Genomic DNA, 25947 nt, shown 5'->3' with positions numbered 1-25947 from the left:
CGTTCTGCCTCAAACCGCCCCCTGAACCGGACATTTCTACTTGGGAGAAAACCGGACATTTCTATTTAGCGTTGACATGTTTGACATAAAGAATATTATTTTTTATGTCCACCAAACCAATTTCCTAGCGGCTCATCGCAATCACTTTGCGTGTCATGCCGGCACCCGGGGGGGTGAAATCCAGCAGCTGGATTCGTCCATCTTCGGTGTGGTGAATACGGACGGTCTGGCTACTGTGCAGGGTTTGCACCTGCATAAGATCGACACCAAAACTGGCGGCCAGGGATTCATACGGAAGAATGATCGGGGCTTTGCGCCGATCCAGCCGGCGAAAGCGGTTGGCGTTGTAGTCGGCCCAAAGAAACAGCAGGATGCCTAGGCTGCCGCCAACGATGGCGTAGATCACCAGAGAGTGCATTTGTGGAAGCAGCTGCGACACCAGCGGTACATCCAGGCCCGGTGTGTCTTCGCGGAGGATGGACACGATGCCATCGCCAAAAAGATATAGAAATCCCAACCAGGCCAATGCGGTGAGAATCATGTCGATCGCGGCGGATACACACGAGCGTGGGGTTTTGATGATGTTCATGGTGTGGGTGCCTTAATGCCGCGGTCGGGGCTTTCCCAGCGCGCCCGGATGCGGTGATGTTTAAGCATGACTTTTGGGAAACTGCAAAGCGTGGTGAGCAGATTGATCATCCAGTAGGCCAGGGGATACCAGATCACCCAGTACAGAGAATGGCTCAGGCCAGGCTCGTATCGGCGATCAATAAACACGCTCAGCCCAAACTGCATCAGGCAGGCCATGGCCAGCACCATGCCGGTAAATGCTGGTGGCATCAGTGTTTCAACGTGGATATGTGGTGGTAGGTCGACAAAGAAGCCCAGTGCCCAAAGCACGATTGATAGGATCAGCGCAAACGCCCAGATGGAGGAAATGGAGAACTCAAGCACCATGGGCCACAGGCGGCGATGGCGCCACGACCAGATATTGGGAATGTTCTTGAGGAAAACCTCGGCGCCGCCCTGTGCCCAACGCAGCCGCTGCTTCCATAATCCGCGCAGGGTTTCAGGCATCAGGATCCAGCAAAGCGCCCGAGGCTCAAAAAAGATCGACCAATGATCCCGCTGCAGCTTCCAGCTGATATCGATGTCTTCTGTCACCATGTCCAGGCTCCAGTAGCCCACGCGATCCAGTGCGGTGCGACGAAATGCGGCCACGACACCCGATACCGTAAATACCTGCCCATACACACGTTGTGTGCGTTTGATCAGCCCGACGATAGACGAGAATTCACCCACCTGAATGCGGCCGATCAGCGTGGATCGAGTGCGGATACGCGGGTTGCCGGTGACAGCCCCCACGCGAGGGTGTTGCAGTAGCGGTGCCACCAGGTAGGTGACGGCATCCCGGTTGAGGATCGCATCACCATCGATGCACACCAGGTAATCGCTGCGTGCGGCCAATGCGCCCATGCGCAGCGCCATCGCCTTGCCTTGATTTTGGGCGAGGTGGATCACCCGGAGGCGGTCATGGGTGGTGGCCAGCCGATCCAGCATCGCCCCGGTTTCATCACTTGAACCATCGTTGATGGCGATGACCTCGATGTTGAGGTAGTGCTGATCAAGCGCGGCCAGAATGGTTTCTGTGCCGTGTGCGGCTTCGTTGTAGCAAGGGATCAAAATCGATACGAGTGGGTTCCCTTTGAGTTCGGGGGGGCGCACATCCGGGCCCCACGCCCAGTGCCTTTCCCAGTGCAGCCAAAAATAAATGCCCCCAAGCATCCACAGGCAGGACATGAACAAGGGGTAAAAGAATACGAAGTCCAGGATCAGGTCGGTTGTCCAGACAGCTGCGGCGCCAAAAGGAGCCCCTAGAACAAGACACAGGATCAGGAAAGCAAGCAGTCGGTCAGTCATGTCGTGGATTCCTTAGTGGTAGGGGTACCAGGCGTTTGAGAGCGCCGGCCGGATGGATTCCATCGCGGGCTGGTTTTGGCCAAAGTCGTAGGGATAGAAGCCGAAGCTTGGGACACCCTGGAGTCGTAAGCCGTGCATCCAACGCGTCAGCGTGTTGTCGTTGACAGGTGGTTGGCCAGGCTGGTTCCAGTCACGGGCCTGCAGTTCCACAATCGTGCGCGAGAGTGCGCCCGGATGCTGTTTGATGGTGGCTACCAGATGTTCAAGCCACTTGTCCGCCTGTGCGGCCGGCACCTGCTCCATCAGTGGCATGGCCATGGGAACGGTCCAGTCGTAGGTCTGCAGGAAGTCGTCGAAGTTTTGCGCAAACCATGTTTCGCTCTCGGGGTTGAGAATGGGCTCTGCAAAGATATTGCGTGCAGTGATTACCTGGGGCCCACGTATGGCCCTGACTTGCCGGGTGAGGTTGTTGGTTAGTTGGATAAGGCTCTGACTCTTGAATCGTGTCCAGCGCTGCAACGTGCCGGCATCTTTGCGCAGGGCAGGGATGGCGTCGGGCAGGCCCGCTTGCCGATAGGCCGCCAGTGCGGGTGGGCTGGCATCCTCAAAGTCGGACAGGATCGCGTCATCGTGGAAAAGAATCCCGCTGATGGGAGCGCTGGCGGCCATGTCTGCGTACAAACCGGCAATCGCCGCTCTTGCCTGAGGATCAAAGGGAGACAGGCGCTGATATTGCTGTGGGTCGGGTGCCGGCGCCTTGTCTGGGTGGGCGGGGTCCCAGCGGCTTACCCGGTGGATGTTTGGTGCAAGATCGAAACTCAGCACGGGCATCCAGGCATAGACCTTGACGTTGGCTCGTGTCTGTAGCTGCCATACGGCGCGGTTGAACAGGTCTGCGCGCATGGGCAGCCAGTGATTGGGAAAATATACGGATCGGGCCAGTCCGTCGCCGTTTGGATCAGCATAGGCCTGCAAAAAAACCGTATTGATCTTCATGTCTGCAATCCGTTGCACCAGGACACCCAGGTTTTTGTCCATCTGTGCAGGATTGGGGTCGTAGACATAATCGAGATCGACCTGAGCCATCCGGATGATGGGTGCTGGCTCCACGCCCAAAATGGTGCGGGCGAATTCAACCATATCGGGAGAGTCGGTGATCAGTACCCGTGGCATGGACATCAGCTGCTGCAGATTGCCCAGGCCGTCATCCAGTGTCAGGGCCATCTGATAGCCATGTTTGCGGATGATGTCGAGGGCAATGCCGTTGGCAGCGCCATAAGGCCATACCCATACCCGGGGTGCCTTGCCGGTGACCTCGCGTAATTTGCGGGTAATGGCTTGCACATCCGCGTCAATGCGCCGCCGGTAGGCTGCTTCGGTTTCGTAGGTATGCGTGGCCGGATCGTACTGGCGGGTGGCTGCGGCGGGTTCGCGATTGCCCTGGGGGTTTGCCAGAATGCCGTGGTGCAGGTTGTTGGTGTGCGAGCCAATCTCAACCAGCCCGGAGCGGGCGACTTCGCGAACCTGTGCCCATGTGCCAAAGCGGCTTCTAGGTATTGCCTGGTTGCCAAACATGACTGTCTCATCAGGCGGCGTATCCAGCCATTTACCCACGGGCGCCCACACCGCAGGCCAGCTCATGGCTTTCAGTATCGGGAAAACACGCGTGTAAAAGCTGCGGAATCCGTCGTCAAACGTCAGCAGTACAGATTTTGGCGGCAAGGCTGCACCGCCGTTGCGTGCCGCCAGAATCTGATCTACGGAAACAGCCTGGTAGCCATTGTCATGCAGCCATTGCATCTGGGCGACGAACAGGTCTGTGCGTACGGACACAAAGGTCTGGTCGGGGTCGCTGTCTTCGATGTCGTGGTAGGCCAGCGTCAGCACGTGGTTATGCGGCCATGGAAGATTGGTTGCCTCCATTGGGCGGTCGGCAGGGGGCAAGAAAGCAGGGATGTCGCGTGCGCAGCCCGCCAATATCACCAGGCAGCAGGACAGGAACAGAAACCGTGCGAAAGTATGAATTGAAGACATGGCGTGTTCCCTGGTCAAAACCGGTACGTCATATTGACGAGGAAGTTGTAGTCGCGCTCCCGTTGGCCGTCATAGGGGCGGGAGGTGCCGGTTACCATAAAGCCGACGTCCAGCACGTCGTTATAGCGATAGCGTTGCCCATAGCCCACCGTGATGATTGCCCCGGTGCCATGGTGCTGTTGTGCGTACGTACCTGCTCCCAGCAAAAACTGCTGCTCCCAGGTTTTCTCGTAGCGCTGATATAGGGTGTGGGTAAGTTGCAAGGCCGGCACAACCGTGAGGTCTGACTTCGGATTGAAGTAATTTGCGTTGTCGTCGTGCGAGTTATGCGACGCAGAGATCTCGAACAAGGCGTCCAGCTTGATGGTGGGAGTTGTGTACAGGCGCTGGCGGCCATTCAGTCGGGCTTCCAGCCGGTTATTCCCATCCGAGAAAAACGAGGGCGTTACTGACAACGTCCATTCGCGACGTTCGTCGCCACGCCAGCGCAAGGAAGCCTGCAGACTGTTCGAGGTAATGTCGTTTTTCAGGGCCCTCAGGGGGGTTTCGCGAGAGCGCCAGGCAGCACCGGCCCCCACCTGCCAATGGTCATTGAGATCCACAGAAATAGTGGCAGCCGCACCAGTTTTTGTGCCGTGCCCATAACGATTGCCTGATACTTCTGCCTGAGCGGTGATATCCCGACTACGCCACTCGGCGCCCGCGCGCGTCCAGCTGTAATGGCCTGTGCCTTCGTCAAAATCGGCTTCGGAATAGCCGGTGCCTGCAAACACCCGCCAGTTTTTATTGATGGGCGGTGAATACAAAACTGTATCCAGGTTCCATTCGTGGCTACCCAGTACCGGGCTGTCGCTGGTGACGCCGCGGCTGGCCGTGACCCGCCATTCGGCCATGTTGTGTACTTTCCAGACACGGTCGATCCGTTGCACAGCGATGTCTTCGGGTGCGCGTGCCATCAGGTCGTCGTGCAGCAGCTCAGCCTGGCCCCATTCTTGCAAGTCCATGGCGGCTGAGGCCTGATTGAGCTCAACCTCGATCGACCTGGGCGTCTGGTTTTCAGCAATCTTCAAGTCTTTTTCGGCGGCACGCGGATGATCCCGTGCGAGGTACACCTGCGATCTTGCTGTGCGTAGACTGGCATTTTCTGGCGCAGCAGTCACCATTTCATCCAGCTGGGCCTGGGCCTTCAGTGTGTGGTTTTCATAGAGCATCCCCAGGGCCTGAGTCTGGGCGACATCCAGCTTGAGTGGATTAGGCCGTTGCCTGGGGTCTCCTTTGTTCACGATCCACGTTGGCAGCTTGTCATCCTGGCTGTGTAGCGCTTCGTTGGCGGTGGCGTAGTGCCCAGATTCAGTCAGGGCGTAAAACAGGCCGGTGGTATCGGTCAGCACGTCTGCCGATGGGCGGGCTTCCGCGGAAGCAGCCAGTGATTTTTCAAAGAGCGGTGCCGCTTTCTCGGGTTGATGCAATGCCAGATATGCTGCAGCGACATCGCCCAGTGCATAGTTGGGTATAGGGATGCCGGCAGCCTGCATGGATTCGTAGCTGCTGGCAACCTCCGCCCAACGCTGACGTTCTTGGAGGGCCTGGAGGCGGTCTGCCTTGGCGCGGTTCAGTTGTGGCTGGGCAGAGGGCCCAAGGGCTTCCCATTGCGGGATCAGGGTGTCATACATTGCCAATGCCCGATCGGCTACCAAAAATCGGTCTGCCTCGCCACGGGACTCAGCCGCTGCCGCGCGGGTAAGCTGCGCGGCGACATCTGTTTGCAGCGCACGTATTTCTGCCGGCTTAAGAACCCCCGGGTGGGTGTTAGCTAGATTCAGGGCCGCCTGAGACAGCCGGGCGCGTTGCAAGGCCTGAATATACGAACGCACCACGTATGCTTTGCCTGGTGACAGACGGTACGCCTGAGCGGCGGATTCCAGTGCGTCGTAGGGCCGGTGCGCTTGGTAATACGCGTATTCAAGCACCAGGTGGCTGTCTGCACTATCGGGATGTCTGGACGCCAGTTGACGCCCCAGGCGGATGGCTTGCTCTGTGCGGCCAGCATCGGCCAAGGTCATGATGTAACCGTGCGTGAACGCAGATAGCTGTGGAAACTGCTGTTCACCTTCCTTGAAAAGCGCCAAGGCCTGATCCCATTGCTGCGCATCCCGATGGGAGCGCGCCTCTTGTATCAGAGTGTCATACTTTTGTATTGAGGCACACATGGCAATGTCGGGCAGTGCCAATACCATACAAAATGTAAAAGCGATGGGCAAAAGGCGGGTAGACAAGGTGGGCCTCGCGATCGAGAAGTGTTAGTGGGCTTTGGGACAGTCAAACTGATAATGGCTGGCCGCCTGGCTGCCGGCATACAAAATCAGTTTGATCGTGCACTTGTCCTGATCTCCGACGGAGAGCGAAAACCGTGTCAGTGCGGTGGGGGTATTGGCCTGCAAACGCACATCGCCACTTTGCTGGATAGTGGATGTGCCGCTGACGCCTTGCTTGGTGGCGGTCAGCTGATAATGCAGCGTGCTGTTTTCAGGGCCCTGCACATAGGGGACGATCATTGCCGGTTGAGTGCCAGCAACAGTATCAAGCCACACTTGCAGATTGATATCCGGGGTCATCATGATCGTTTTCCGAGAGTTGCCGAGTGGCAAACCCGGTGGGCCGCCCTTGTCAGGCATCCCACCGGGGAACATAAGCGCTTGCGCGCGTGTTGCTTACCAGCCGCCCGTTTGTGTGATGGTGCTGGTATTGGCAACACCAACCTGCACCGCGGTTGCGCTGAGATTGGAACCAGTTTGCGTCACGTTGACAGTATTGCCAAAGCCACGCTGATAGACGTCTGACGTTTGGTTGCCGCCCCAGCTTTGTGTGGTGTTGGCGTTGTTGCCCCAGCCAAGCTGCACGATCTTTGAGTCGGAACCCCAGGTGTGCGTTTGTTTGGCCTTAGCGTAGTTATTGATACCGTCCTGATAAATATCGATCTTGGCTGTGCCATACCAGTTGCCGTCTTGGGTGGCCTCAGCCACGTTCTTCACGAACTTCTGGGTGATCTGGGCCGATGCATTACCGTTAAACGCCTGGGTAATAGTGGCATCGTTGTCGAAGCCCTCTTGATACGTGTTGCCCGTGCTGCCGGCAACGGCTGCTGCGCCAGAGAAGGCCAGGGCAAGACCGGATGCCAATACGCAGAGTTGAGTTTTCATGATGATGTTCCTCTATAGACAACAAGACCTGTGTGAGAAATACGCCACCCGGCGGTCTTGGTACCGGGTTTTGTAGAAAAAAACAGAAAAAACAGCATGTTCCTGGCTGATTGCATAACCCTGCGCATGCTTAGCGAATGACGTTTAACTTCAGCCCGGTGCCGATCTGGATAATTGGCGGCAGCGAACCCGGGATGGTTTGTGTGACCGCCAGTTGATTGAAATTGCCAAACTGGCCCAGGCTGGCATGGGCGTTGCTGGTGTATTGCTCCAGCTTTGCGCGGTTGCCGGTGCCTTGCTGGGTGATGTCGCCTGAGTTATTGCTGCCGCCTTGCATGATCCATGCATCGTTACCAGCGCCGTATTGCGCTAACACAGCGGTATTGTTCACGCCGGTTTGCGAGATACTGGCTTGGTTCTTGATGCCCTCTTGTGTGACGGTAGCCGCAGCCGAGGCACCCTTTTGAGTGATATGGCTGTTGTTCAGGACACCATTTTGATATGTGTCTGCATGCAGGGATGACGCGTTTAATTCGGTGGGGGGCAGTTCGGACAATGAAGACATATCCGGGTTGCTGCAATAGCCAACTAGCGGGGTTGTCGTCAGCAGCAGTCCTGCAAACAGAGCGGTGGCGCTGTGTTTCAGGTGATCCCATTGGATCGGGGGGTACCGTGTGTTCATGGTTTACTCCAAGTCAGTGCGAGAGCAGCTGTCTGCTTTATGAGGGCTGGGTGTTGCTGCTGTCGGTTGTGGCCCCGTTTTCCGGCTGAGCTGCTTGACGAGGGGTCACTGTCGTCACTGTGGTTTCGCGGTCGGCGTTCAAATATCGCTGAAGCACTGGGTCGTTCCAGTCGGTGGGGCGTTTCAGGGACCAGAGCTTGTCCTTGATGCCCTGAACCGTCAGGTGCATCACGGCCGCGTCGATGGCTTCCTTGACGGCTAGCTGGGTTGGCTCGTTGTGTGTGTAGCCACCTTCGATTTCCAGCAGGTCGTAGTAATTGACGAAGCGGAAATAGCTGGGATGGATTTCGTACGACCAGATAGTCTTGGTGGTGGAGACGCTGTTGAGCACCTCGCCGGTCATGACATTCACTGCGCGCAGATTGATGGTGACTTGATCCACGCTGTATTGCGTGGACAGGCCGATACCCAGAAACTTGGCGCCCAGGCCTCCGGTGCGGGTATTGGAGTCGTAGGCGACGATGCCGCCTTCAAGGATGATGGACGCGGGCAGCAGGCTGGGTACGGAGGCGGCGTTTCCGTTTTTTTCGTTTTCATCCACTGCGCGCAGTACCCGGCGCTCTGTCAGCAAAGACTGCAGGCCTTCGCGCTCTACTGGTGTATACCAGCCGGAGTCTCTCAAGGCCTTCATTAGCATCGATGCCGCACCTTGTGTGACAGCCGTAGAGAACGCGCTGTCAGGCGAAGGTTTGTACTGGCCGGTTTCGTCCCGAAATCCGTACACAGCAGCCACAATCTTATGAGCGGGTGGAGGCAGGAGCGTCAGGTTTACCGCAGAAGGTGTTTTTGGCGTCAACTGGGCCTCGTCAGACACGTTCATCGGCTTTTGCAGTGCGCAGGCCGATAGAGTCAAAGAGGCAAGAGCCCCGATACACAGGCGGCGCCACTGAATGCGTGTGACACCGGCCGACATTGTTAAGGTATCCATCTCATATCCCCGTTTCTGGACTCAGGCCTAGTTGATCGGCAGGTCGGTGGAGCCCGAACCGTCCAGATTGACGGGGTGCGCCTTGCCATTGAGATCCACCCAATACAGGCTGTTGCCCCGCTGGATTAAAAACCCGTTGTTCGTTTGCAATATCTGCCCGATGCTGTCGAGCCCCAGATCGTCCATTGGATAGGGATACCGTTTTTGGGCCTGTGCGCTTTGAAGCAACATGGGCCCATTCAGGGCGTTGCCCCCAAACGACGGATTGACCGGGGTGTACAGTAGTTGGCCGGCGGCAGCTGTCTGGGCTAAAAATGCGGTTGACACAATCGCAACCAGTGATGCTTGCAGCGCGGCCCGGTGGCCCAAAGCTTTGCGTATGCGGGTGTTCATTTACATCTCCTTGGGCGCCAGGTCGGCGTCCTGGACAAATTGGCGCTGTGTCTGGATGATTGCGATGTTTTCGTGTACTGCGGCTACGGCGGTCTTGCTTTCTTGGCGTGCCCGCGATCTGGCCGGTGACAAAAACGTGTGGTAAACGGTCTGGCTGTCATAGGACACCCAGATTTCGCTGCCGTATTGCGCAGTGGGGCGCTCAATGACAGTGAGGGTGTCCTGAGAGTTGGGATACAGCGCTTGCCAGATTTCCGAGAAACTTTTGTAAAAATCCCAGCCCATCACAGTGATGGTTCGGTTGATCAGCAGGCCACGCAGGGGCTCGTTGTCGATCTGCCCCCGATCCATTGGTTCGGTGGCTGCTGGCTCCTGTGCCCACGCCAGGGTGCTCATCAGTGCCAGTGCGCAACACGTTGTAACTTGTAACTTGGTAGCACACACGATGTATCCCCTCTAACTGCTGTCCGCCTCTCAACTGCTGCAACGAACTGGTATGGGGGACATCGTACGGAGCAATCGCCTGGCTACCCATAGGGCAGACACGTTAGGCCATTCGCCCGAGGGCCTCGGCCTTTATCGGATAAATGGACTAGTACCTTGGTTGTTGCAAAGTCTTCCACGCATTTGCAAAGAATCTGAGTTAAAATGGTGCGCCTTTTGAGGTGGGGTGCAAAACCCTCATCCAAAAACAGCTATAATTCACGGGTTTGACTAACGCACCAGGCGGCAGCTTGCCTGGTCAAGAACGGATACACATGGGTGATCAGGCCACATCCGGCTCGCATGAAGGGTCAGGTGAGGTGTCACAGGCACTAAAGCTGACCGACACAGATCGCGCCCTGATCCTCCACCGTTCAAGAGTTGGCCTATATTGGGCGCTGGCAGCGCAGGCATTCACGGGGATGCTGGTGGTGCTTGGTGCCTGGGGAATGGCAGGAAAAGACGCAGGGGCTTCCGCTCTGATAGGAGCGGCAGCCTATTTTGTACCCAACGCGCTGTTTGCTTTGCGGCTGCTGCTCGGGTATTTGGGCCCAAAGCACCCAGGATCCCTCGCCTTTTTTTGGGGTGAGTTCCTCAAGCTGTTCATGACAGCCGGGGTAGTGGTTCTGGTGGCATGGCAGTGGGGGAGCTGGCTTAATTGGCTGGCATTCCTGCTGGGCCTGCTGGGCGTCATGAAAGGGTATGTGGTGTTGCTGGCCTTGCGCCGCCTGCCATGATTTGATTACGTTTGAAGGGCTTACCGATGACCGACGCAGTAACGACGCCTCAGTCCGAATACATTCAGCACCACTTGGTGCACCTGAATAACCTCGGGCACAAACAGGACATCATCGCCAATTTTGGCGTCGTCAACTACGACTCTCTCTTCTGGTCGATTCTCACGGGCGCCGTTGTGGTCTGGTTTCTGTGGCGCGCTGCGCGCCGCGCCACCACCGATGTGCCCGGCCGCTTCCAGATGTCCGTAGAAATGCTGGTCAGCATGGTTCAGGAAGAAGCCAAAAACATTGTTCCCAACGAGAAATCCCGCCTGTTCGCTGCCCCGCTGGCACTTACCGTGTTTCTCTGGATCACCCTGATGAACGCACTGGATCTTGTGCCTGTCGATCTCGTGGGCTGGATCTTCCGCATGACAGGCCTGGGTGCAAATCACGCTGACCCCCTGTATTACCATCGTATTTTGCCCACTGCCGATCTCAACGTCCCCATGGGGATGTCTCTGGGCGTGCTGGTGCTTACACTGTATTACGGTCTCAAGATCAAGCATCTTGGCGGCTTTGTCAAAGAACTCTTCACGGCTCCGTTCCACGCACATGGCGTAGGCGCCATCGTGCTGGCACCTTTCAATCTGTTGCTAAATCTCATCGAATACGTCGCCAAAACTGTGTCTCTTGGCATGCGGCTGTTCGGCAATATGTATGCGGGCGAGCTGCTGTTCATGCTGATCGCCTTGCTCGGGGGGGCCTGGGTCAGTACGGATGCAACCAGCATCAGTCTGGCGTTCGGGCACGTACTGGCCGGCTCGGCGTGGGCGATCTTCCATATCCTGATCGTGCTGCTGCAGGCATACATCTTCATGATGCTCACCCTGGTGTATATCGGGCTGGCACACGAAGGCCATTGATTTCTGATTTCTGTTTTCTGACTAAACAACGTTTACTTACCAAGGAGTTGTTATGACCAACGTTGCATTCGTTGCTCTCGCTTGCGGTCTGATCATCGGTCTGGGCGCCATTGGCGCCTGCATCGGCATCGGCATGATGGGTGGCAAATACCTCGAAGCCTCTGCACGCCAGCCCGAGCTGATGAACACCCTGCAAACCAAGATGTTCCTGCTGGTTGGTCTGATCGACGCAGCCTTCCTGATCGGCGTGGGTCTGGCCATGCTGTTCGCGTTTGCCAACCCGTTTGTTGGTTGATTACGCAGGCCTGCCAAGGCAGGCCAGGGGCTGGCACGTCGTTGTACAACGACAGCTGGCCAGGTTTGGTGCCTTGCAGAATCGCTGCAAGGCACGAGTGGGTAAATTAGGGAAACGACCGTGAATTTAAACGCGACTCTCTTTTTCCAGATGATCGTGTTTTTCGTTCTGGGCTGGTTTACGATGAAGTTCATCTGGCCACCCCTGACGAAGGCAATCGATGATCGTCGCCAGAAAATCGCCGACGGTCTGGCTGCCGCCGAGAAAGGCAAAGCCGACCTCGCCCAGGCGCAGGCTCGCATCAGCCTCATGGACGCTGCAGCCAAAACGGACAACCATGCCCGTTTGGCCGAAGCCGAAAAACAGGCTGCGCAACTGATCGACGAAGCGCGTCGCGAAGCCGAAGCCGAGAAGGCCCGGATCGTGGCACAAGCCCGTCAGGACGCCTTGCAAGAAGCCCAGCGTGTACGCGAAACACTGCGTGCCGAGGTTGCTGTGCTGGCCGTCAAGGGGGCAGAGCAAATCCTGCGCCGCGAAGTCGACGCCAAAGTGCACGCTGATCTGTTGGATCAGCTGCAGGCACAACTCTGATCAGGGCGGGTCATGGCTGAACTATCTACCATCGCACGCCCTTATGCCGAGGCCTTGTTTCAGGCGGTTCGTGATGATTCTCGCGGGCTCCAGGCATGGTCCGAAGTGCTGTCGCCACTGGCGCAGGTTGCCGGTCAGCCGGATGTCCTCGAAGCCATGGCTGATCCGCGTCTGAACAACGCCCAGCGTATTCAGTTGCTCACCAGCCTGCTGCCTGACGCTCTTCCGGCACAGGCAGCCAACCTGCTTGGCCTGCTGGTCGAAAACGATCGCGTGCAGGTGATGCCGCAGGTGGCCGAGCAATTCGAGCTGCTTCGCAATCAGCTCGAAGGCACTGCACTGGCCCGGATCACCAGCGCATTTCCGCTGGATGACACTCAGCTGGCAGGCCTGCTGAAGGGTTTGGAACAAAAGTTTGGCCTGAAACTCAAGTCGCAGGTGACGGTTGATCCCGAACTGATCGGCGGGGTACGCGTCGCCGTGGGCGACCACGTGCTTGATACTTCCGTGCAGGCCCGTTTGGCCAATCTGCGCGATACGCTGGCCGCATGATGGCGGGCCAACCAACAGGATTCCAGGAGTCTTACCATGCAACTTAACCCGTCCGAGATCAGTGAACTGCTCAAGAGCCGCATCGAAGGCCTGGGCGCATCCACTGATGTCCGCACGCAGGGCACTGTCGTGTCCGTTACCGACGGCATCACCCGCATCCATGGCCTGTCCGATGTGATGCAGGGCGAAATGCTCGAATTCCCCAATAACCGCTTTGGTCTTGCCCTCAACCTCGAGCGCGACTCTGTCGGCGCCGTGGTGCTGGGCGATTACATCGGCTTGTCCGAAGGTGATTCGGTAAAAACCACAGGCAAGATTTTGGCCGTGCCCGTGGGCCCCGAGCTCAAAGGTCGTGTCGTGGATGCCCTGGGCAACCCGATCGATGGCAAGGGCCCGATCAATGCCAAAGAAACCGACGTCATCGAGAAAGTTGCCCCGGGCGTGATTGCACGTCAGTCGGTGTCACAACCGATGCAAACCGGCCAAAAGGCAATCGACTCCATGGTGCCAATCGGCCGTGGTCAGCGTGAGCTCATCATCGGCGACCGCCAAACCGGTAAAACGGCCGTGGCTGTCGACACGATCATCAACCAAAAAGGCAAGGGCGTTACCTGCGTGTACGTCGCCATTGGTCAAAAGGCGTCCACCATCAACAACGTGGTGCGCAAGCTCGAAGAACACGGCGCGATGGAATACACCATTGTCGTGGCCGCTGCTGCCTCCGAATCCGCCGCCATGCAATACCTGGCTGCTTATTCAGGTTGCACTATGGGCGAATACTTCCGCGATCGTGGCGAAGACGCCCTGATCGTCTACGACGATCTCACCAAGCAAGCCTGGGCCTATCGTCAGGTATCGCTGCTGCTGCGCCGTCCGCCCGGACGCGAAGCCTATCCTGGCGATGTGTTTTATCTGCACTCCCGTTTGCTCGAGCGTGCTGCGCGCGTCAATGCACACTACGTTGAACAATTCACCAAGGGTGAGATCAAGGGTAAAACCGGTTCGCTCACGGCACTGCCCATCATCGAAACCCAGGCAGGCGACGTCTCGGCCTTCGTGCCGACCAACGTGATTTCCATCACCGACGGCCAGATCTTCCTGGAAACCGACCTCTTTAACGCCGGTATCCGGCCCGCCATTAACGCCGGTATCTCGGTGTCGCGGGTGGGTGGTTCGGCTCAAACCAAGGTAGTCAAGAAGCTGTCCGGCGGTATTCGTACCGACCTCGCCCAATACCGCGAGCTCGCTGCCTTTGCCCAGTTCGCCTCCGACCTCGACGACGCAACGCGTCGTCAGCTCGAGCGCGGCAAGCGTGTGGTCGAGCTCCTGAAGCAGCCCCAGTACCAGCCCCAACAGGTCTGGGAACTCGCCGTTGCTCTGTACTCGGTCAATAACGGCTACCTCGACGACCTCGAAGTTGGCCAGGTGCTGTCCTTCGAGAAGTCCCTAAAAGACTTCCTGAAATCCAAGCACGAAGCCCTGATCCAGCGCATCGAAGACGTGAAAGAACTCTCCAAGGAAGACGACGCCGCTTTGGGCGCCGCCATTCAAGAGTTCAAGAAGCACGGCACGTTTTAAGTTGCAGCCAGAAAGCCTGACCCCAGGCTTTCTGGTCAGCCCAAGGAAATAGTGGAATGGCCGGAATCAAGGAAATTCGAACCAAGATCAAGAGCGTGCAAAACACGCGCAAGATCACCAAGGCGATGGAGATGGTCGCCGCATCGAAAATGCGCAAGGCGCAGGATCGCATGCGGGCGGGTCGCCCTTACGCCGACAAGGTGCGTGCCATTGCGGCGCACCTGATGCAGGCGAACCCCGATTACACCCATCCGTATATGGTCGAGCGTCCCAAGCTGAGCTCTGTCGGTATTGTGCTGGTCACCACCGACAAAGGTCTGTGCGGCGGGCTCAACACCAATATCTCGCGCCTGGCATTGGCTCGTATCAAAGAGTTTGAGCAGCAAGGCGTTCGGGTGCAGGCCACTGCGCTGGGTTCAAAGGGTCTGGGTCTGCTCAATCGGGTCGGTGTCAATGTTGTCTCGTCCGAGGTTCAGCTGGGTGATGCACCCAACCTCGAGCGCCTCATTGGCGCCATCAAGGCACAGATTGATGATTTTGTGGATGGCAAGGTGGATGCGGTTTATCTGGCCACCAGCCGCTTCGTCAATACCATGAAGCAAGATCCCAGTTTTATCCGTTTGCTGCCTTTGCCCTCCGGCCTCGAAGATCCCTTCCAGGCCGGCGAACAGGGCAACGACTCGCTGGATACCCAATATGGCTGGGATTACCTCTACGAGCCCGACTCCCAGACCGTGATCGACGATCTGCTGATGCGGTATGTCGAGGGTCTCGTGTATCAGGCGGTGGCCGAGAACATGGCCAGCGAGCAATCGGCGCGGATGGTGGCCATGAAAGCGGCCTCGGATAACGCCAAAAAAGTCATCGGCGACCTCCAACTGGTTTACAACAAAACCCGTCAGGCGGCCATCACCAAAGAAATTTCGGAAATCGTGGGCGGCGCAGCGGCGGTCTGATCGACGCACGCCAGGTCAACCCAGAGATATTTATAGGACTAAACATGAGCAACGGTACCATCGTTCAGTGCATCGGCGCAGTGGTGGATATTCAGTTTCCCCGCGACAGCATTCCCAACATCTACGACGCGCTCACCTTGACCGACGAGTCTTCCGCCTTTGCGGAAAAAGGCTTGACGTTCGAAGTCCAGCAACAGCTGGGCGATGGCGTGGTGCGCACCATTGCCATGGGCTCCTCCGACGGCCTGCGCCGCGGCATGTCCGTGGCCGGCAGCGGCGCCCCCATTTCCGTGCCTGTGGGCCAGGGTACCCTGGGCCGCATCATGGATGTGCTGGGTCGTCCCATCGACGAGCGCGGTGAGATCCAATCCACCGAAACCCGTGCCATCCACCAGCACGCACCTAAATTCGACGAGCTCTCCCCGTCGGTCGAGTTGCTCGAGACCGGTATCAAGGTGATCGATCTGGTCTGCCCGTTTGCCAAGGGCGGTAAAGTCGGCCTGTTCGGCGGCGCCGGCGTGGGCAAGACCGTCAACATGCTCGAGCTCATCAACAACATCGCCAAGGCCCACAGTGGCTTGTCCGTGTTCGCTGGTGTGGGCGAGCGTACCCGCGAAGGCAACGACTTCTATCACGAAATGTCTGATGCAGGCGTGATCAAGCTCGACAACCTGGCCGAATCTAAAGTGGCCATGGTGTTTGGCCAGATGAACGAGCCTCCCGGAAACCGTCTGCGCGTGGCGCTGTCGGGCCTGACGATGGCTGAGTCCTTCCGCGACGAGGGCCGTGACGTCCTGTTCTTCGTTGATAACATCTATCGCTACACGCTGGCCGGTACCGAAGTCTCCGCCCTGCTGGGCCGGATGCCGTCTGCCGTGGGCTATCAGCCAACCCTGGCCGAAGAAATGGGCAAGCTGCAAGAGCGCATCACATCCACCAAGACGGGTTCCATCACGTCCATCCAGGCTGTGTACGTGCCTGCCGATGACTTGACCGATCCCTCGCCTGCCACCACCTTCCTGCACCTCGACTCCACCGTCGTGCTGTCGCGTGATATCGCAGCCCTGGGTATCTACCCGGCCGTCGATCCCCTGGATTCCACCAGCCGCCAGCTGGATCCCCAGATTGTGGGCGAAGAGCACTACCAGATCGCCCGTGGTGTTCAGCAAACGCTGCAACGCTACAAAGAACTGCGCGACATCATCGCCATTCTGGGTATGGACGAGCTCTCCCCCGATGATAAGCAGGCTGTGGCCCGCGCCCGGAAAATCCAGCGCTTCCTGTCGCAGCCTTTCCATGTGGCCGAAGTCTTTACCGGTTCACCTGGCAAGTACGTGCCCTTGTCCGAAACCCTGCGTGGTTTCAAGATGATTGTCGAAGGCGAGTGCGATGCACTGCCCGAACAAGCCTTCTACATGGTGGGCAGCATTGACGAGGCCTTCGAGAAGGCCAAAACCATCCAATAAGGATTGCACATGGCGACTCTTCACATCGAAGTGGTCAGTGCGGAGGCCTCGATTTATTCGGGTGAAGCAAGCTTTATTGCTTTGCCCGGAGAATCCGGCGACCTCGGCATCCTGCCGGGGCATACTCCCCTGATTTCACGCATCCGCCCGGGTACGCTGAAGATCAAGCTTGACGACGGCACCGAAGAAAACATCTTCGTGGCCGGCGGCATCCTTGAGGTTCAACCACATTCGGTCACGGTGCTGTCTGATACGGCCATTCGTGCGGCCGATCTTGATGAAGCCAAGGCAGTCAAGGCGCGCGAGCGTGCCGAAGAAGCCTTGCGCAACACCAAAGACAAGGCTGATCTGGCAGTGGTAGAAGCCGAGCTGGCCATGTTGGCAGCCCAGGCCGCCGCAGCCCGTAAATTCAGCCATAAGCGCACATCGCACTAAGCGATCTGTGCTTGGTACGGTAAAAAAGGTGCTCTCAGAGCACCTTTTTTATTGCCGCCGCAAGCGGTAGCCCGCATACAGCACGGCCAGCCATACAGGCAGCACGTATACGGCGGGGCGGGTATCTTCCAGTTGTGTCATCAGGGCAATCAGCATCAGCAAAAAGCCTGCGCACAGATAGTTGGCCCACGGAAACCATGGCGCCCCGAAATAAAGTGCCGATCGCGTATGGGCGCGCCGAAACCGCAGATGCACCAGCACGATCATCATCCAGGTGGTGGCTGCTGCAGCCGTTGCCACCGCCATGATGCGCATGAAGGCGCCTTCGGGCACCAAAAAATTGACAACAACAATAACCAGCGTGCAGGCTGAAGAGAACAGGATCCCCACCCACGGCACCTGGCGGGCACTGAGTGTCAGGAACGCTTTTGGGGCGTTGCCCTGCTGGGCCAGGCTGTACAGCATGCGGCCATTGCTATAGATGCCGCTGTTGTAAACAGAAATGGCCGCGGTGAGTACCACCAGGTTAAGGATGTCTGGTGCGGCGGGGATGCCCAGGTGCGAGAAGATCATCACAAACGGGCTGCCTTGCAGCCCGATCTGGTTCCAGGGATACAAGATCACCAGGACTGTCAGTGCGCCAACGTAAAACAGCAAGATCCGCCAAAGGACCTGGTTGATGGCCTTGGGGATGCTTTGCCGGGGGTTATCGGCTTCGCCGGCTGTGATGCCGATCAGCTCGGTACCGCCAAACGAAAACATCACCACCACCAGGGATAGCAGCAGGCCGTGAACCCCGTGCGGCAAAAAGCCTCCGTGCGCCCACAGATTGCTGAGGCCATCGGCTTTTTGGTCGGTGCCCAAAACAATCAGCAGCAGCCCCAGCACTATCATGCCAATGATGGCGGCCACCTTGATGAAGGCCAGCCAGAATTCGCTTTCGCCGTACAGGCGGACATTAAGCAGATTAAGGCCCGTGATGGCCACCAGCACCACAAGAGCCGTTGCCCAGGGCGGAAACCCAGGCAACCAGTAATTGACGTAGATGCCGGCCACGGACAGCTCGGCCATGCTGACCAGGATATAAAGCAGCCAGTAGTTCCAGCCCGATAAAAATCCGGCGAAGCCACCCCAGTAGCGATAGGCGAAATAGCTGAAGGCGCCTGATACCGGCTCTTGGGTAGACATCTCTCCGAGCATGCGCATGATCAGATAGATGATGCTGCCGCCAATGAGGTAAGACAGAATGATGCCGGGACCCACCAACTGGATGGACGCTGCAGAGCCATAAAACAGGCCGGTGCCAATGGCGCCACCCAGGGCAATCATCTGGATGTGCCGGTTCTTGAGTGTCCGGGCCAGAGAATGGGAAGGATCTGCGCTGGGTTGCGGCACGGGGATGCCACCGTCTGAAGCCCGTGTGCTGCTTGTCATGGTCTTGGGTACAAAATGATTGAGTTATTGATCCGGCGCGGGTGGCCGTGCCGAGGTTAGTGTGGAATCTGGCGGATGGCCTCATGAAGGGCATGTACCCGGGGCTGCAGGGCATCTGTGTGCGATTGCCACGCTGTCTGGTGCTCGGGTGTTTGCTTAGAGGGTGCCCAGATGGCGTCTGGAAAGCACGGATCTGTGCGCCAACGCGGAATCACATGCCAATGCACATGGGCCACCTGATTGCCCAGGCTGGCCACATTGATCTTGTCCGGGTGCAGCAGCTGCCTTTGCAGGGCTTCTACCTGAAACACCAGGTGCATCAGGGTTTGCTGTTCGGGTGTCGATAGATCGCTCATCTCGGCCACGTGCGCCCGCCAGACCAGCCGCACATAGCCTATGAAGGGAGTATCAGACACATGGATGATGCGCAGCTGTGGGGATTCCCACAGCGTGTTCTCCAGTTGCTTGTCACATAAAGGGCAATCGGGTTGGCCGGCCGTCGTGGGGCGGCTGCTGGCTGTTGTCATGTTGCGTTCTGGCCGCCTTGGTTGCGGTCAAAAAACAGGGCTTGCAGGGCCACGCCGGGATCGGGCTCACGCATAAAGGCCTCACCCACCAGAAATGCCTGTACGCCGTGTGCGCGCATGCGGTCGACATCAGCCGCCTGCAAAATGCCGCTTTCGGTGATCACCCGCTTGCCTTCAGGTAAAGTCTTGAGCATGTCCAGCGTGGTTTCCAGGCGGGTGTCGAAGGTGCGCAGATTGCGATTGTTGATTCCGAGCAAAGATGTCTGCAGGGCCAGTGCGGCATCCAGCTCGTTGGCGTCGTGGATTTCCACCAAAACATCCATACCCAGTTCGGTGGCCACTGCTTCAAGCTCGAGCAGCTGGCTGGGGCTTAGCGCGGCGGCAATCAGCAACACGCAATCTGCTCCCAGGGCGCGGGCGTGGATCACCTGATAAGGATCAATCAGGAAGTCTTTGCGCAGCACCGGCAGGCTGCAAGCTGCCCGTGCCTGGCGCAGGTGGTCGTAACCCCCTTGAAAAAATTGCACGTCGGTAAGTACCGACAGGCAAGCCGCCCCGTGGCAGGCGTAGCTGGTGGCAATCTCACTGGGGTGAAAATCGGGCCGGATGACGCCTTTGGAAGGGGAAGCCTTTTTGATTTCTGCGATAACCGCCGGTTTGCCTTGTGCGATCTTGTCTTCGATGGCTCGGGCAAACCCACGGATATCGTTGCGGCTGCGTGCCTCGCGCAGAAGCTCGGCTTCGCTGCGCATTTGGCGTGCAGTGGCTACTTCGATGCGTTTGGCGTCCAGAATTTCCTTGAGAATATTGCTCATCATGCAAACCTTTGGGTGTACTGCCGAAATTGTTCAAGTTTGTCGCGGGCGGCGCCAGCAGCGATGAGTTCGGCAGCGCGCTGGATGCCGTGCTGAATCGAAGTGGCCTGATTGCCAGCATACAGTGCCAGCCCTGCATTGAGGATGACAATGTCACGCGCAGTGCCGGCGGTGTTGTTCAGGGCTGCCTGCACCAGTTGTGCGGATTCGTCGCGGTTGGCTACCTTGATGCTGCGGTTCGATACCATGGCCATGCCGAAGTCTTCCGGGTGGATCTCGTACTCGCGCACTTCGCCATCCTTGAGTTCACCGATCAGGGTGGAAGCGCCCAGCGAGGCTTCGTCCATGCCGTCTTTGCCATGCACAATCAGCACGTGGCGGCTACCCAGCCGTTGCAGCACGCGCACCTGGATCCCGACGAGGTCGGGGTGAAACACGCCCATCAGCTGGTTGAGGGCACCGGCCGGATTGGTGAGCGGCCCGAGGATATTGAAAATTGTGCGTACGCCAAGCTCACGGCGCACGGCAGCAACGTTTTTCATGGCGCCGTGATGTGCGGGCGCAAACATGAAGCCGATGCCGGTTGCTGCGATGGACTCTGCCACTTGTTCGGGTTTGGCTGCGATGCATACGCCCAGGGCTTCCAGCACGTCGGCACTGCCCGACGACGAGGATGCACTGCGATTGCCGTGTTTGGCGATCTTGACGCCACCTGCGGCTGCCACAAACATGGCCGCCGTAGAGATATTGAAGGTCTTTGATCCGTCGCCCCCAGTGCCGCACATATCCAGCAGGTCTTGCGGGTACGGGGTGGTCACACCGAGGGCAAACTCTCTCATCACCTGTGCCGCTGCGGTAATTTCGCCCACCGTTTCTTTCTTGACGCGCAGGCCCATCAGCAAGGCGGCCGACAGTTGCGGCGAGACTTCACCGCGCATCAGCATGCGCATGAGTTCCAGCATTTCGTCGTGAAAGATTTCGCGGTGTTCGATACAACGTACCAGTGCTTCATTGGGTGTGATCAATGGCATGAGAGTGTCCTTGGAAGAGATATTCAGAGATTCAGAAAGTTGCGCAGCAGGTCGTGGCCATGTTCGCTGAGGATGGACTCGGGGTGAAACTGCACCCCATAGACGGGAAGCGTCTTGTGAGCCACGCCCATGATCTCGCCATCGGCGGTTTCTGCAGTGATGGTCAGGCAATCCGGCAAGCTGGCTCTTTCGATGGCCAGCGAGTGGTAGCGCGTTACTTCGAAGGGAGAGGGCAGACCCGAGAACACATCTGTGCCGGTATGCGTGATGGACGAGACCTTGCCGTGCATCAGGGTTTGGGCACGCACGATGTGCCCGCCGTAGGCTGCGCCAATGGCCTGATGGCCCAGACAAACACCCAGGATGGGCTTGCGTCCCGCAAAGTGGCGGATCAGATCAATGGAGATGCCGGCTTCGGCGGGTGTGCAGGGCCCTGGAGACACGCAGATGCGATCTGGATCCATGCGTTCGATGGTGTCGAGATCGATGTGGTCGTTGCGGGCCACCTCGACGTCCACGCCAAGCTCACCAAAGTATTGAACCAGGTTGTAGGTAAAGGAATCGTAGTTGTCGAGCATCAATAGCTTCATGATCAAGCATTTCCTTGGTCAGAAACCGCCGTGCTGGGGACAGAGGAGGGAAGCAATCTTTGCCGGCCAGAACGGCGGCAAAGTGCGATAAACACGCATGAGGATGCCGCCTCTATGAGAGGCGCCACCAGCTTGATGAGTGTGTGGTCGCGTGAAAAATCATGCAACGATTCTACTGTGTGGGCGGGTTGCTGTCGAGTGCCAGCAAAAAATAAAATGGTCCTACCGATTTAAAGAGCCTAAATAAATGATTGACCATTGAATTCATAGGTTTCTATAATCATTGGGTAAATAGGTGGTTGCCAAGTGGTCTGGCCATTTATGTGGCTAACCATCCGGCGATTTGCCTGGTAGATGGTTTATTCGTGGCCTGTCATGCCCTGTTTCTTGGTTTGTCCCTATGCGATTGTCTGACCGTCTTGCTGAAGCGCTCCTGGGTCTGGTGCGTGATCGCGGGCTGAAACCCGGCGATCGCTTGCCCTCCGAGCGCCGGTTGGCACAGGATCTTGCTGCCTCGCGCTCGTCAATCCGCGAAGCCATCCATCAGTTGGCCAGCCAGGGGGTGTTGTATAGCCGCCAGGGCGGTGGCACCTTTTTGCAGGCGCCTGCTGATCTTGCCAGCACCTGGCCGCGTCGCCAGATTGGCGGGTTGCGGGATCTCCTGGTGGCTGATCCCGATTACCGCTACGACGTGCTTGAGGCACGCCACGCGCTTGAAGGCGGCACGGCATGGCATGCTGCCTTGCGAGCAACGCCGGATGATATTGCGCGGATTCAAACCTGCTTTGATGATCTGCAACGTTTCCAGGACGAGGCCGACGCCAATTTATCGGCCGAAGCCGATGCACGGTTTCATCTGGCCATCGCCGAGGCTTCCCACAATGCGGTGCTGATCCAGATGATGCGTGGCTTGTTTGATCTCCTGCGCTCTACGGTAACCGAGAGCCGGCAGCGGATGTACACCATGCCGGATACGCAAGGGCAATTGCTGCGGCAGCATCGTGCGATAAAGGACGCCATCGCACAGGGTGATGCCAGTGGTGCCCGTGCAGCGATTTGGCAGCATCTGCAGTTCATACATGCCGCGATGCGGCAACTGGACGAAGATGAGGCTCGCCAGGCAAGGTCTTCGCGTCTGATTCATTTTCCCTAACCCCGGACACTGTCTTCATGATTATTTCTGCTTCCACTGACTATCGTGCAGCCGCCAAGCGGCGTTTGCCGCCGTTTCTGTTTCATTATGCCGACGGTGGCGCTTATGCCGAGTACACCTTGCAGCACAACGTCAGTGATCTGTCGTCTGTGGCGCTGCGCCAGCGGGTGCTTAACGATATGTCGCAGCTGGATCTCACTACCCGCCTGTTTAACGAGACACTCTCCATGCCTGTCGCCCTGGGGCCTGTGGGCCTGACCGGCATGTTTGCCCGGCGTGGTGAGGTTCAGGCCGCCCAGGCAGCCGAACAGCACGGCATTCCATTCACGATGTCGACGGTATCTGTCTGCCCCATCGAAGAAGTGGCCCCGGCCATCAGTCGGCCGATGTGGTTTCAGCTGTATGTGCTCAAAGACCGTGGCTTCATGAAAAGCGTGCTGCAACGTGCCCGGGATGCGGGGGTCTCAACCCTGGTGTTTACCGTGGATATGCCGGTGCCTGGAGCACGGTACAGGGATGCCCATTCGGGGATGAGCGGGCCGTATGCCAACTGGCGGCGGTATTTGCAGGCGGTGTGCCATCCGCGCTGGTCGTGGGATGTGGGGCTGTGGGGACGCCCGCATGATCTGGGCAATGTGTCCAAATATCTTGGGACACCGACGGGGCTCGAAGACTATATCGGCTGGCTGGGCGCCAACTTTGATCCCTCTATTTCCTGGAAAGATCTGCAGTGGATCCGTGATTTCTGGGAAGGCCCGATGGTGATCAAGGGAATTCTCGACCCCGAGGATGCGCGCGACGCAGTACGGTTTGGCGCTGATGGGATCATTGTGTCCAATCACGGCGGACGTCAGCTGGATGGGGTGTTATCTACGGCGCGGGCGTTGCCGGCGATTGCCGACGCGGTCAAAGGTGAGATTACGCTGCTGGCCGATTCCGGGATCCGGACAGGGCTGGATGTGGTGCGGATGCTGGCCTTGGGGGCGGATACCGTGCTGCTGGGGCGTGCGTGGTTGTACGCTTTGTCGGTGGGGGGGCGTGCAGGTGTTTCGCAGTTGCTGTCGTTGATCGAGAAGGAGATGCGGGTGGCGATGACGCTGACGGGGGCGCGGACAATTGGGGATATCACGCGGGAGCTGTTGGTGCGTGAGTGAAGAGGTGCGGGTGGGGTTTTGGGTGCTTTTTTGTTAGAGCTCGGCCAACGTTGATGGGGGTTTCAGGACAGGAGCTGCGCAACAGTCCTGAAACCCCCATCAACGTCGTCCTGACGATTTTGAGCGGGCTATATTCTTGCGTAATGCTGAGCGGTTGTGTTCTTGGTGTGACACAGATCTATTTTGGCCATCATTCACGGGGGGTTCCAGGACTGTTGCGTAGCTCCTGCCCTGGAACCCCCCGTGAATGATGGCCTAGTGATGAAGAAGGTTACATTAATGCAGTCGTGCAGTTGCCTTGTATGCGCTATAAAAAATAATCTGGCGGGGACGTTGCGTGAGGCTTGTCAATAACAGCCAAAGCCTTAAATAGGCTCGTCCAGACCAAACTGTACTTGCTCGGCGGCGCGTAAAAGCGCACGGGCCTTGGCCTCGGTTTCCTGCCATTCTTTTTCAGGGTCGGAGTCGGCAACGATGCCGGCGGCGGCCTGGACGTAGAGCATGCCGTCGCGGATGATCCCTGTGCGGATGGCGATGGCCAGATCCATCTCACCGCCGTAGCTCAGGTAGCCGGCGGCGCCGCCGTAGATGCCGCGGCGGACTGGTTCGAGCTCATCGATGATTTCCATCGCACGCACTTTGGGAGCGCCGGTGAGTGTGCCGGCGGGGAAAGTGGCACGCAGGACATCCATGTTGCTCATGTTGTCGTTGAGCTCGCCGCAGACGTTGGATACCAGATGCATGACGTGCGAGTAGCGCTCGATGGTCATGGTGTCGGTGACCTCGACGGTACCGGTTTTGGCCACGCGGCCGATGTCGTTGCGGGCGAGATCGATGAGCATGACGTGCTCAGCACGCTCTTTGGGGTCGGCCAGGAGTTCTTGCTCGAGTTGCTGGTCTTGTTCTTGGGTGGTGCCACGTTTACGGGTGCCGGCAAGAGGGCGGATGGTGACCATTTCGCGGGTAGCGTCGCCCTGTCCTTCGCGGTCCTGTCTGACGAGGATTTCTGGAGAGGCACCAACCACATGGAAAGAGTCGAAGTTCCAGTAGTACATGTACGGCGAGGGATTGAGCGAACGCAGGGCGCGGTACAGCGAGAGCGGTGAGTCGCGAAATGGCTTGGCGATGACCTGGCCCACTTGTACCTGCATGAGGTCGCCGGCGGCGATGTACTCTTTGGCTTTCAGTACAGCCTGGATGTAATCCTCTTTTTTGAAGTCGCGTTCGGTGGGGGTTTGCATGCTGGCGTATGCGTAAGGGATGACCACCGGGGTGCGCAGTTTTTCGCGCAGGGCTTTAAGACGCCGACGGGCCAGGGCGTAGGCTTCTGGCTGAGCGGGGTCGGCGTAGACGATGAGATAGGTACGCCCGGCCAGATTGTCGACGATCACGAGTTCATCGACCTGCATGAGCATGATGTCCGGGGTGCCGGGCTGCTGGCCGGCGGGGCGTGGCTTGACGCAAGGACCCAAACGGGGCTCGATGTGGCGTACGGTGTCGTAGCCAAAATAGCCGGCCAGGCCGCCGGCAAAGCGGGGCATGCCGGGACGCAGTGCTACTTTAAATCGCGTTTGGTAGTCTTCAATGAAGGCAAGGGGATCGCCTTCGTGCGTTTCGATGACCTGGCCCTGGTGCACGACTTCGGTGGTGGTGCCGGTGGCGCGGATCAGCGTTTTGGCGGGCAGGCCAATAAACGAGTAGCGGCCGAAGCGCTCGCCGCCCACCACAGATTCCATCAGGCAGCTGTTGCGGCCGGCTTCAGGGCCGGCATGTGCCAACTTCAGGTAGATGGCCAGAGGGGTATCCAGATCGGCGTAGGTTTCCGCGATCAGTGGGATACGGTTATAGCCTTGTGCAGCCAGTGCGTTGAATTCGATTTCTGTCATGATGGTCTGGAGTGTGGTTGGGCCGAGACAGAAAAGCCCGGCCATTGGAAGGTCCGGGCTTGGAAGGTGGGGCGGCGCCAATTAGTGGTGCCAGCCAAATTGCCATTACCCGGAGCGCAGACGCCACCAGCGCCAGGTGGCG

27 protein-coding genes are annotated in these 25947 nt (G+C 58.0%); 11 read left to right on the top strand and 16 right to left on the bottom strand.

The features are described from left to right. Positions 1 to 124: 124 nt before the first annotated feature. The 10 genes from pgaD to ABS758_RS01980 all read right to left on the bottom strand — a co-directional run bounded on the left by pgaD (position 125) and on the right by ABS758_RS01980 (position 9613). Positions 125 to 589, bottom strand: a complete 465-nt coding sequence (pgaD, locus tag ABS758_RS02025; protein ID WP_350380190.1) for a poly-beta-1,6-N-acetyl-D-glucosamine biosynthesis protein PgaD — start codon at positions 587 to 589, stop codon at positions 125 to 127. Then, positions 586 to 1920 carry a poly-beta-1,6-N-acetyl-D-glucosamine synthase gene (gene pgaC / locus ABS758_RS02020; protein ID WP_350380188.1) on the bottom strand — a complete coding sequence of 445 codons (1335 nt, stop codon included), beginning with the start codon at positions 1918 to 1920 and terminating at the stop codon, positions 586 to 588. The genes pgaD and pgaC overlap by 4 nt, the downstream gene beginning before the upstream one ends. 12 nt (positions 1921 to 1932) lie before the next feature. Beyond that, positions 1933 to 3954, bottom strand: coding sequence for a poly-beta-1,6-N-acetyl-D-glucosamine N-deacetylase PgaB (gene pgaB / locus ABS758_RS02015; protein ID WP_350380186.1), 2022 nt, complete (start codon positions 3952 to 3954; stop codon positions 1933 to 1935). 14 nt (positions 3955 to 3968) lie between these two features. Next, complete coding sequence (gene pgaA, locus ABS758_RS02010) at positions 3969 to 6230, bottom strand: poly-beta-1,6 N-acetyl-D-glucosamine export porin PgaA (RefSeq protein ID WP_350380184.1); 2262 nt, start codon at positions 6228 to 6230, stop codon at positions 3969 to 3971. Between the two features lie 24 nt (positions 6231 to 6254). Then, positions 6255 to 6572: a curli-like amyloid fiber formation chaperone CsgH gene (gene csgH, locus ABS758_RS02005; protein WP_350380181.1), complete on the bottom strand. Its 318-nt coding sequence runs from the start codon at positions 6570 to 6572 to the stop codon at positions 6255 to 6257. Between the two features lie 93 nt (positions 6573 to 6665). Further along, entirely contained in the window at positions 6666 to 7154 is a 489-nt protein-coding gene (locus ABS758_RS02000; protein ID WP_350380179.1) for a hypothetical protein, read from the bottom strand. 130 nt (positions 7155 to 7284) lie between these two features. Further along, the gene (locus ABS758_RS01995) at positions 7285 to 7836 is read right to left on the bottom strand and encodes a hypothetical protein (RefSeq protein ID WP_350380178.1); all 552 of its coding nucleotides are present in this window, start codon (positions 7834 to 7836) and stop codon (positions 7285 to 7287) included. 37 nt (positions 7837 to 7873) lie between these two features. Continuing rightward, a complete protein-coding gene (locus ABS758_RS01990; RefSeq protein ID WP_350380176.1) occupies positions 7874 to 8824 on the bottom strand; it encodes a CsgG/HfaB family protein in 951 nt (316 codons plus the stop codon). Positions 8825 to 8851: 27 nt separating this feature from the next. Further along, positions 8852 to 9217, bottom strand: coding sequence for a curli assembly protein CsgF (locus ABS758_RS01985; protein WP_350380175.1), 366 nt, complete (start codon positions 9215 to 9217; stop codon positions 8852 to 8854). Continuing rightward, entirely contained in the window at positions 9218 to 9613 is a 396-nt protein-coding gene (locus ABS758_RS01980) for a curli production assembly/transport protein CsgE (RefSeq protein WP_350380173.1), read from the bottom strand. It abuts the gene before it with no gap. Positions 9614 to 9975: 362 nt separating this feature from the next. Between ABS758_RS01980 and ABS758_RS01975 the strand changes: the two genes are divergently transcribed. The 9 genes from ABS758_RS01975 to ABS758_RS01935 all read left to right on the top strand — a co-directional run bounded on the left by ABS758_RS01975 (position 9976) and on the right by ABS758_RS01935 (position 17215). Continuing rightward, positions 9976 to 10437 (top strand): ATP synthase subunit I, encoded by a 462-nt coding sequence (locus ABS758_RS01975; RefSeq protein WP_350380171.1) that lies wholly within the window; start codon positions 9976 to 9978, stop codon positions 10435 to 10437. 26 nt (positions 10438 to 10463) lie between these two features. Then, positions 10464 to 11342 carry a F0F1 ATP synthase subunit A gene (gene atpB / locus ABS758_RS01970; protein WP_350380169.1) on the top strand — a complete coding sequence of 293 codons (879 nt, stop codon included), beginning with the start codon at positions 10464 to 10466 and terminating at the stop codon, positions 11340 to 11342. A 52-nt stretch (positions 11343 to 11394) separates the two neighbouring features. After that, positions 11395 to 11637 carry a F0F1 ATP synthase subunit C gene (atpE, locus tag ABS758_RS01965; RefSeq protein ID WP_043684944.1) on the top strand — a complete coding sequence of 81 codons (243 nt, stop codon included), beginning with the start codon at positions 11395 to 11397 and terminating at the stop codon, positions 11635 to 11637. A 120-nt stretch (positions 11638 to 11757) separates the two neighbouring features. After that, entirely contained in the window at positions 11758 to 12228 is a 471-nt protein-coding gene (locus tag ABS758_RS01960) for a F0F1 ATP synthase subunit B (RefSeq protein WP_350380165.1), read from the top strand. Positions 12229 to 12240: 12 nt separating this feature from the next. Then, positions 12241 to 12780, top strand: a complete 540-nt coding sequence (locus tag ABS758_RS01955; RefSeq protein ID WP_350380163.1) for a F0F1 ATP synthase subunit delta — start codon at positions 12241 to 12243, stop codon at positions 12778 to 12780. Between the two features lie 36 nt (positions 12781 to 12816). Further along, on the top strand, positions 12817 to 14358 hold the full coding sequence (gene atpA / locus ABS758_RS01950; protein WP_350380161.1) for a F0F1 ATP synthase subunit alpha: 1542 nt from the start codon (positions 12817 to 12819) through the stop codon (positions 14356 to 14358). 56 nt (positions 14359 to 14414) lie between these two features. Then, entirely contained in the window at positions 14415 to 15314 is a 900-nt protein-coding gene (atpG, locus tag ABS758_RS01945) for a F0F1 ATP synthase subunit gamma (RefSeq protein ID WP_350380159.1), read from the top strand. Positions 15315 to 15358: 44 nt separating this feature from the next. Continuing rightward, a complete protein-coding gene (gene atpD, locus ABS758_RS01940; protein WP_350380158.1) occupies positions 15359 to 16780 on the top strand; it encodes a F0F1 ATP synthase subunit beta in 1422 nt (473 codons plus the stop codon). A gap of 9 nt (positions 16781 to 16789) precedes the next feature. Then, positions 16790 to 17215: a F0F1 ATP synthase subunit epsilon gene (locus ABS758_RS01935; protein WP_350380156.1), complete on the top strand. Its 426-nt coding sequence runs from the start codon at positions 16790 to 16792 to the stop codon at positions 17213 to 17215. Positions 17216 to 17263: 48 nt separating this feature from the next. On the opposite strand, the gene ABS758_RS01930 is transcribed toward ABS758_RS01935, so the two are convergent. From ABS758_RS01930 to ABS758_RS01910, 5 genes are read right to left on the bottom strand one after another with little or no spacing between them, the layout of a single operon-like run. Then, entirely contained in the window at positions 17264 to 18649 is a 1386-nt protein-coding gene (locus ABS758_RS01930; RefSeq protein ID WP_492304481.1) for an amino acid permease, read from the bottom strand. 56 nt (positions 18650 to 18705) lie between these two features. Continuing rightward, positions 18706 to 19176 (bottom strand): HIT family protein, encoded by a 471-nt coding sequence (locus ABS758_RS01925; protein WP_350380155.1) that lies wholly within the window; start codon positions 19174 to 19176, stop codon positions 18706 to 18708. After that, positions 19173 to 19991 (bottom strand): indole-3-glycerol phosphate synthase TrpC, encoded by an 819-nt coding sequence (trpC, locus tag ABS758_RS01920; RefSeq protein ID WP_350380251.1) that lies wholly within the window; start codon positions 19989 to 19991, stop codon positions 19173 to 19175. The genes ABS758_RS01925 and trpC overlap by 4 nt, the downstream gene beginning before the upstream one ends. After that, positions 19991 to 21022 (bottom strand): anthranilate phosphoribosyltransferase, encoded by a 1032-nt coding sequence (gene trpD / locus ABS758_RS01915; protein WP_350380153.1) that lies wholly within the window; start codon positions 21020 to 21022, stop codon positions 19991 to 19993. Before trpD ends, trpC begins: the two co-directional genes overlap by 1 nt. A gap of 23 nt (positions 21023 to 21045) precedes the next feature. Continuing rightward, a complete protein-coding gene (locus ABS758_RS01910) occupies positions 21046 to 21612 on the bottom strand; it encodes an anthranilate synthase component II (protein ID WP_350380151.1) in 567 nt (188 codons plus the stop codon). A 400-nt stretch (positions 21613 to 22012) separates the two neighbouring features. On the opposite strand from ABS758_RS01910, the gene lldR reads away from it, so the two are divergent. Together lldR and lldD are read left to right on the top strand one after the other, a co-directional pair. Beyond that, complete coding sequence (gene lldR, locus ABS758_RS01905; RefSeq protein ID WP_350380150.1) at positions 22013 to 22765, top strand: transcriptional regulator LldR; 753 nt, start codon at positions 22013 to 22015, stop codon at positions 22763 to 22765. Positions 22766 to 22782: 17 nt separating this feature from the next. Next, the gene (lldD, locus tag ABS758_RS01900) at positions 22783 to 23919 is read left to right on the top strand and encodes an FMN-dependent L-lactate dehydrogenase LldD (protein WP_350380147.1); all 1137 of its coding nucleotides are present in this window, start codon (positions 22783 to 22785) and stop codon (positions 23917 to 23919) included. A 365-nt stretch (positions 23920 to 24284) separates the two neighbouring features. Here the strand turns inward: lldD and trpE are convergent, their stop codons facing one another. Next, on the bottom strand, positions 24285 to 25805 hold the full coding sequence (gene trpE, locus ABS758_RS01895; protein ID WP_350380144.1) for an anthranilate synthase component I: 1521 nt from the start codon (positions 25803 to 25805) through the stop codon (positions 24285 to 24287). Between the last annotated feature and the right edge of the window lie 142 nt (positions 25806 to 25947).

It is taken from the genome of Castellaniella sp. FW104-7C03, from assembly GCF_040276085.1.
GTDB lineage: Bacteria > Pseudomonadota > Gammaproteobacteria > Burkholderiales > Burkholderiaceae_B > Castellaniella.
Note: the sequence above shows the minus strand (reverse complement) of the source record. Positions and strands in the feature narration are given on the sequence as shown.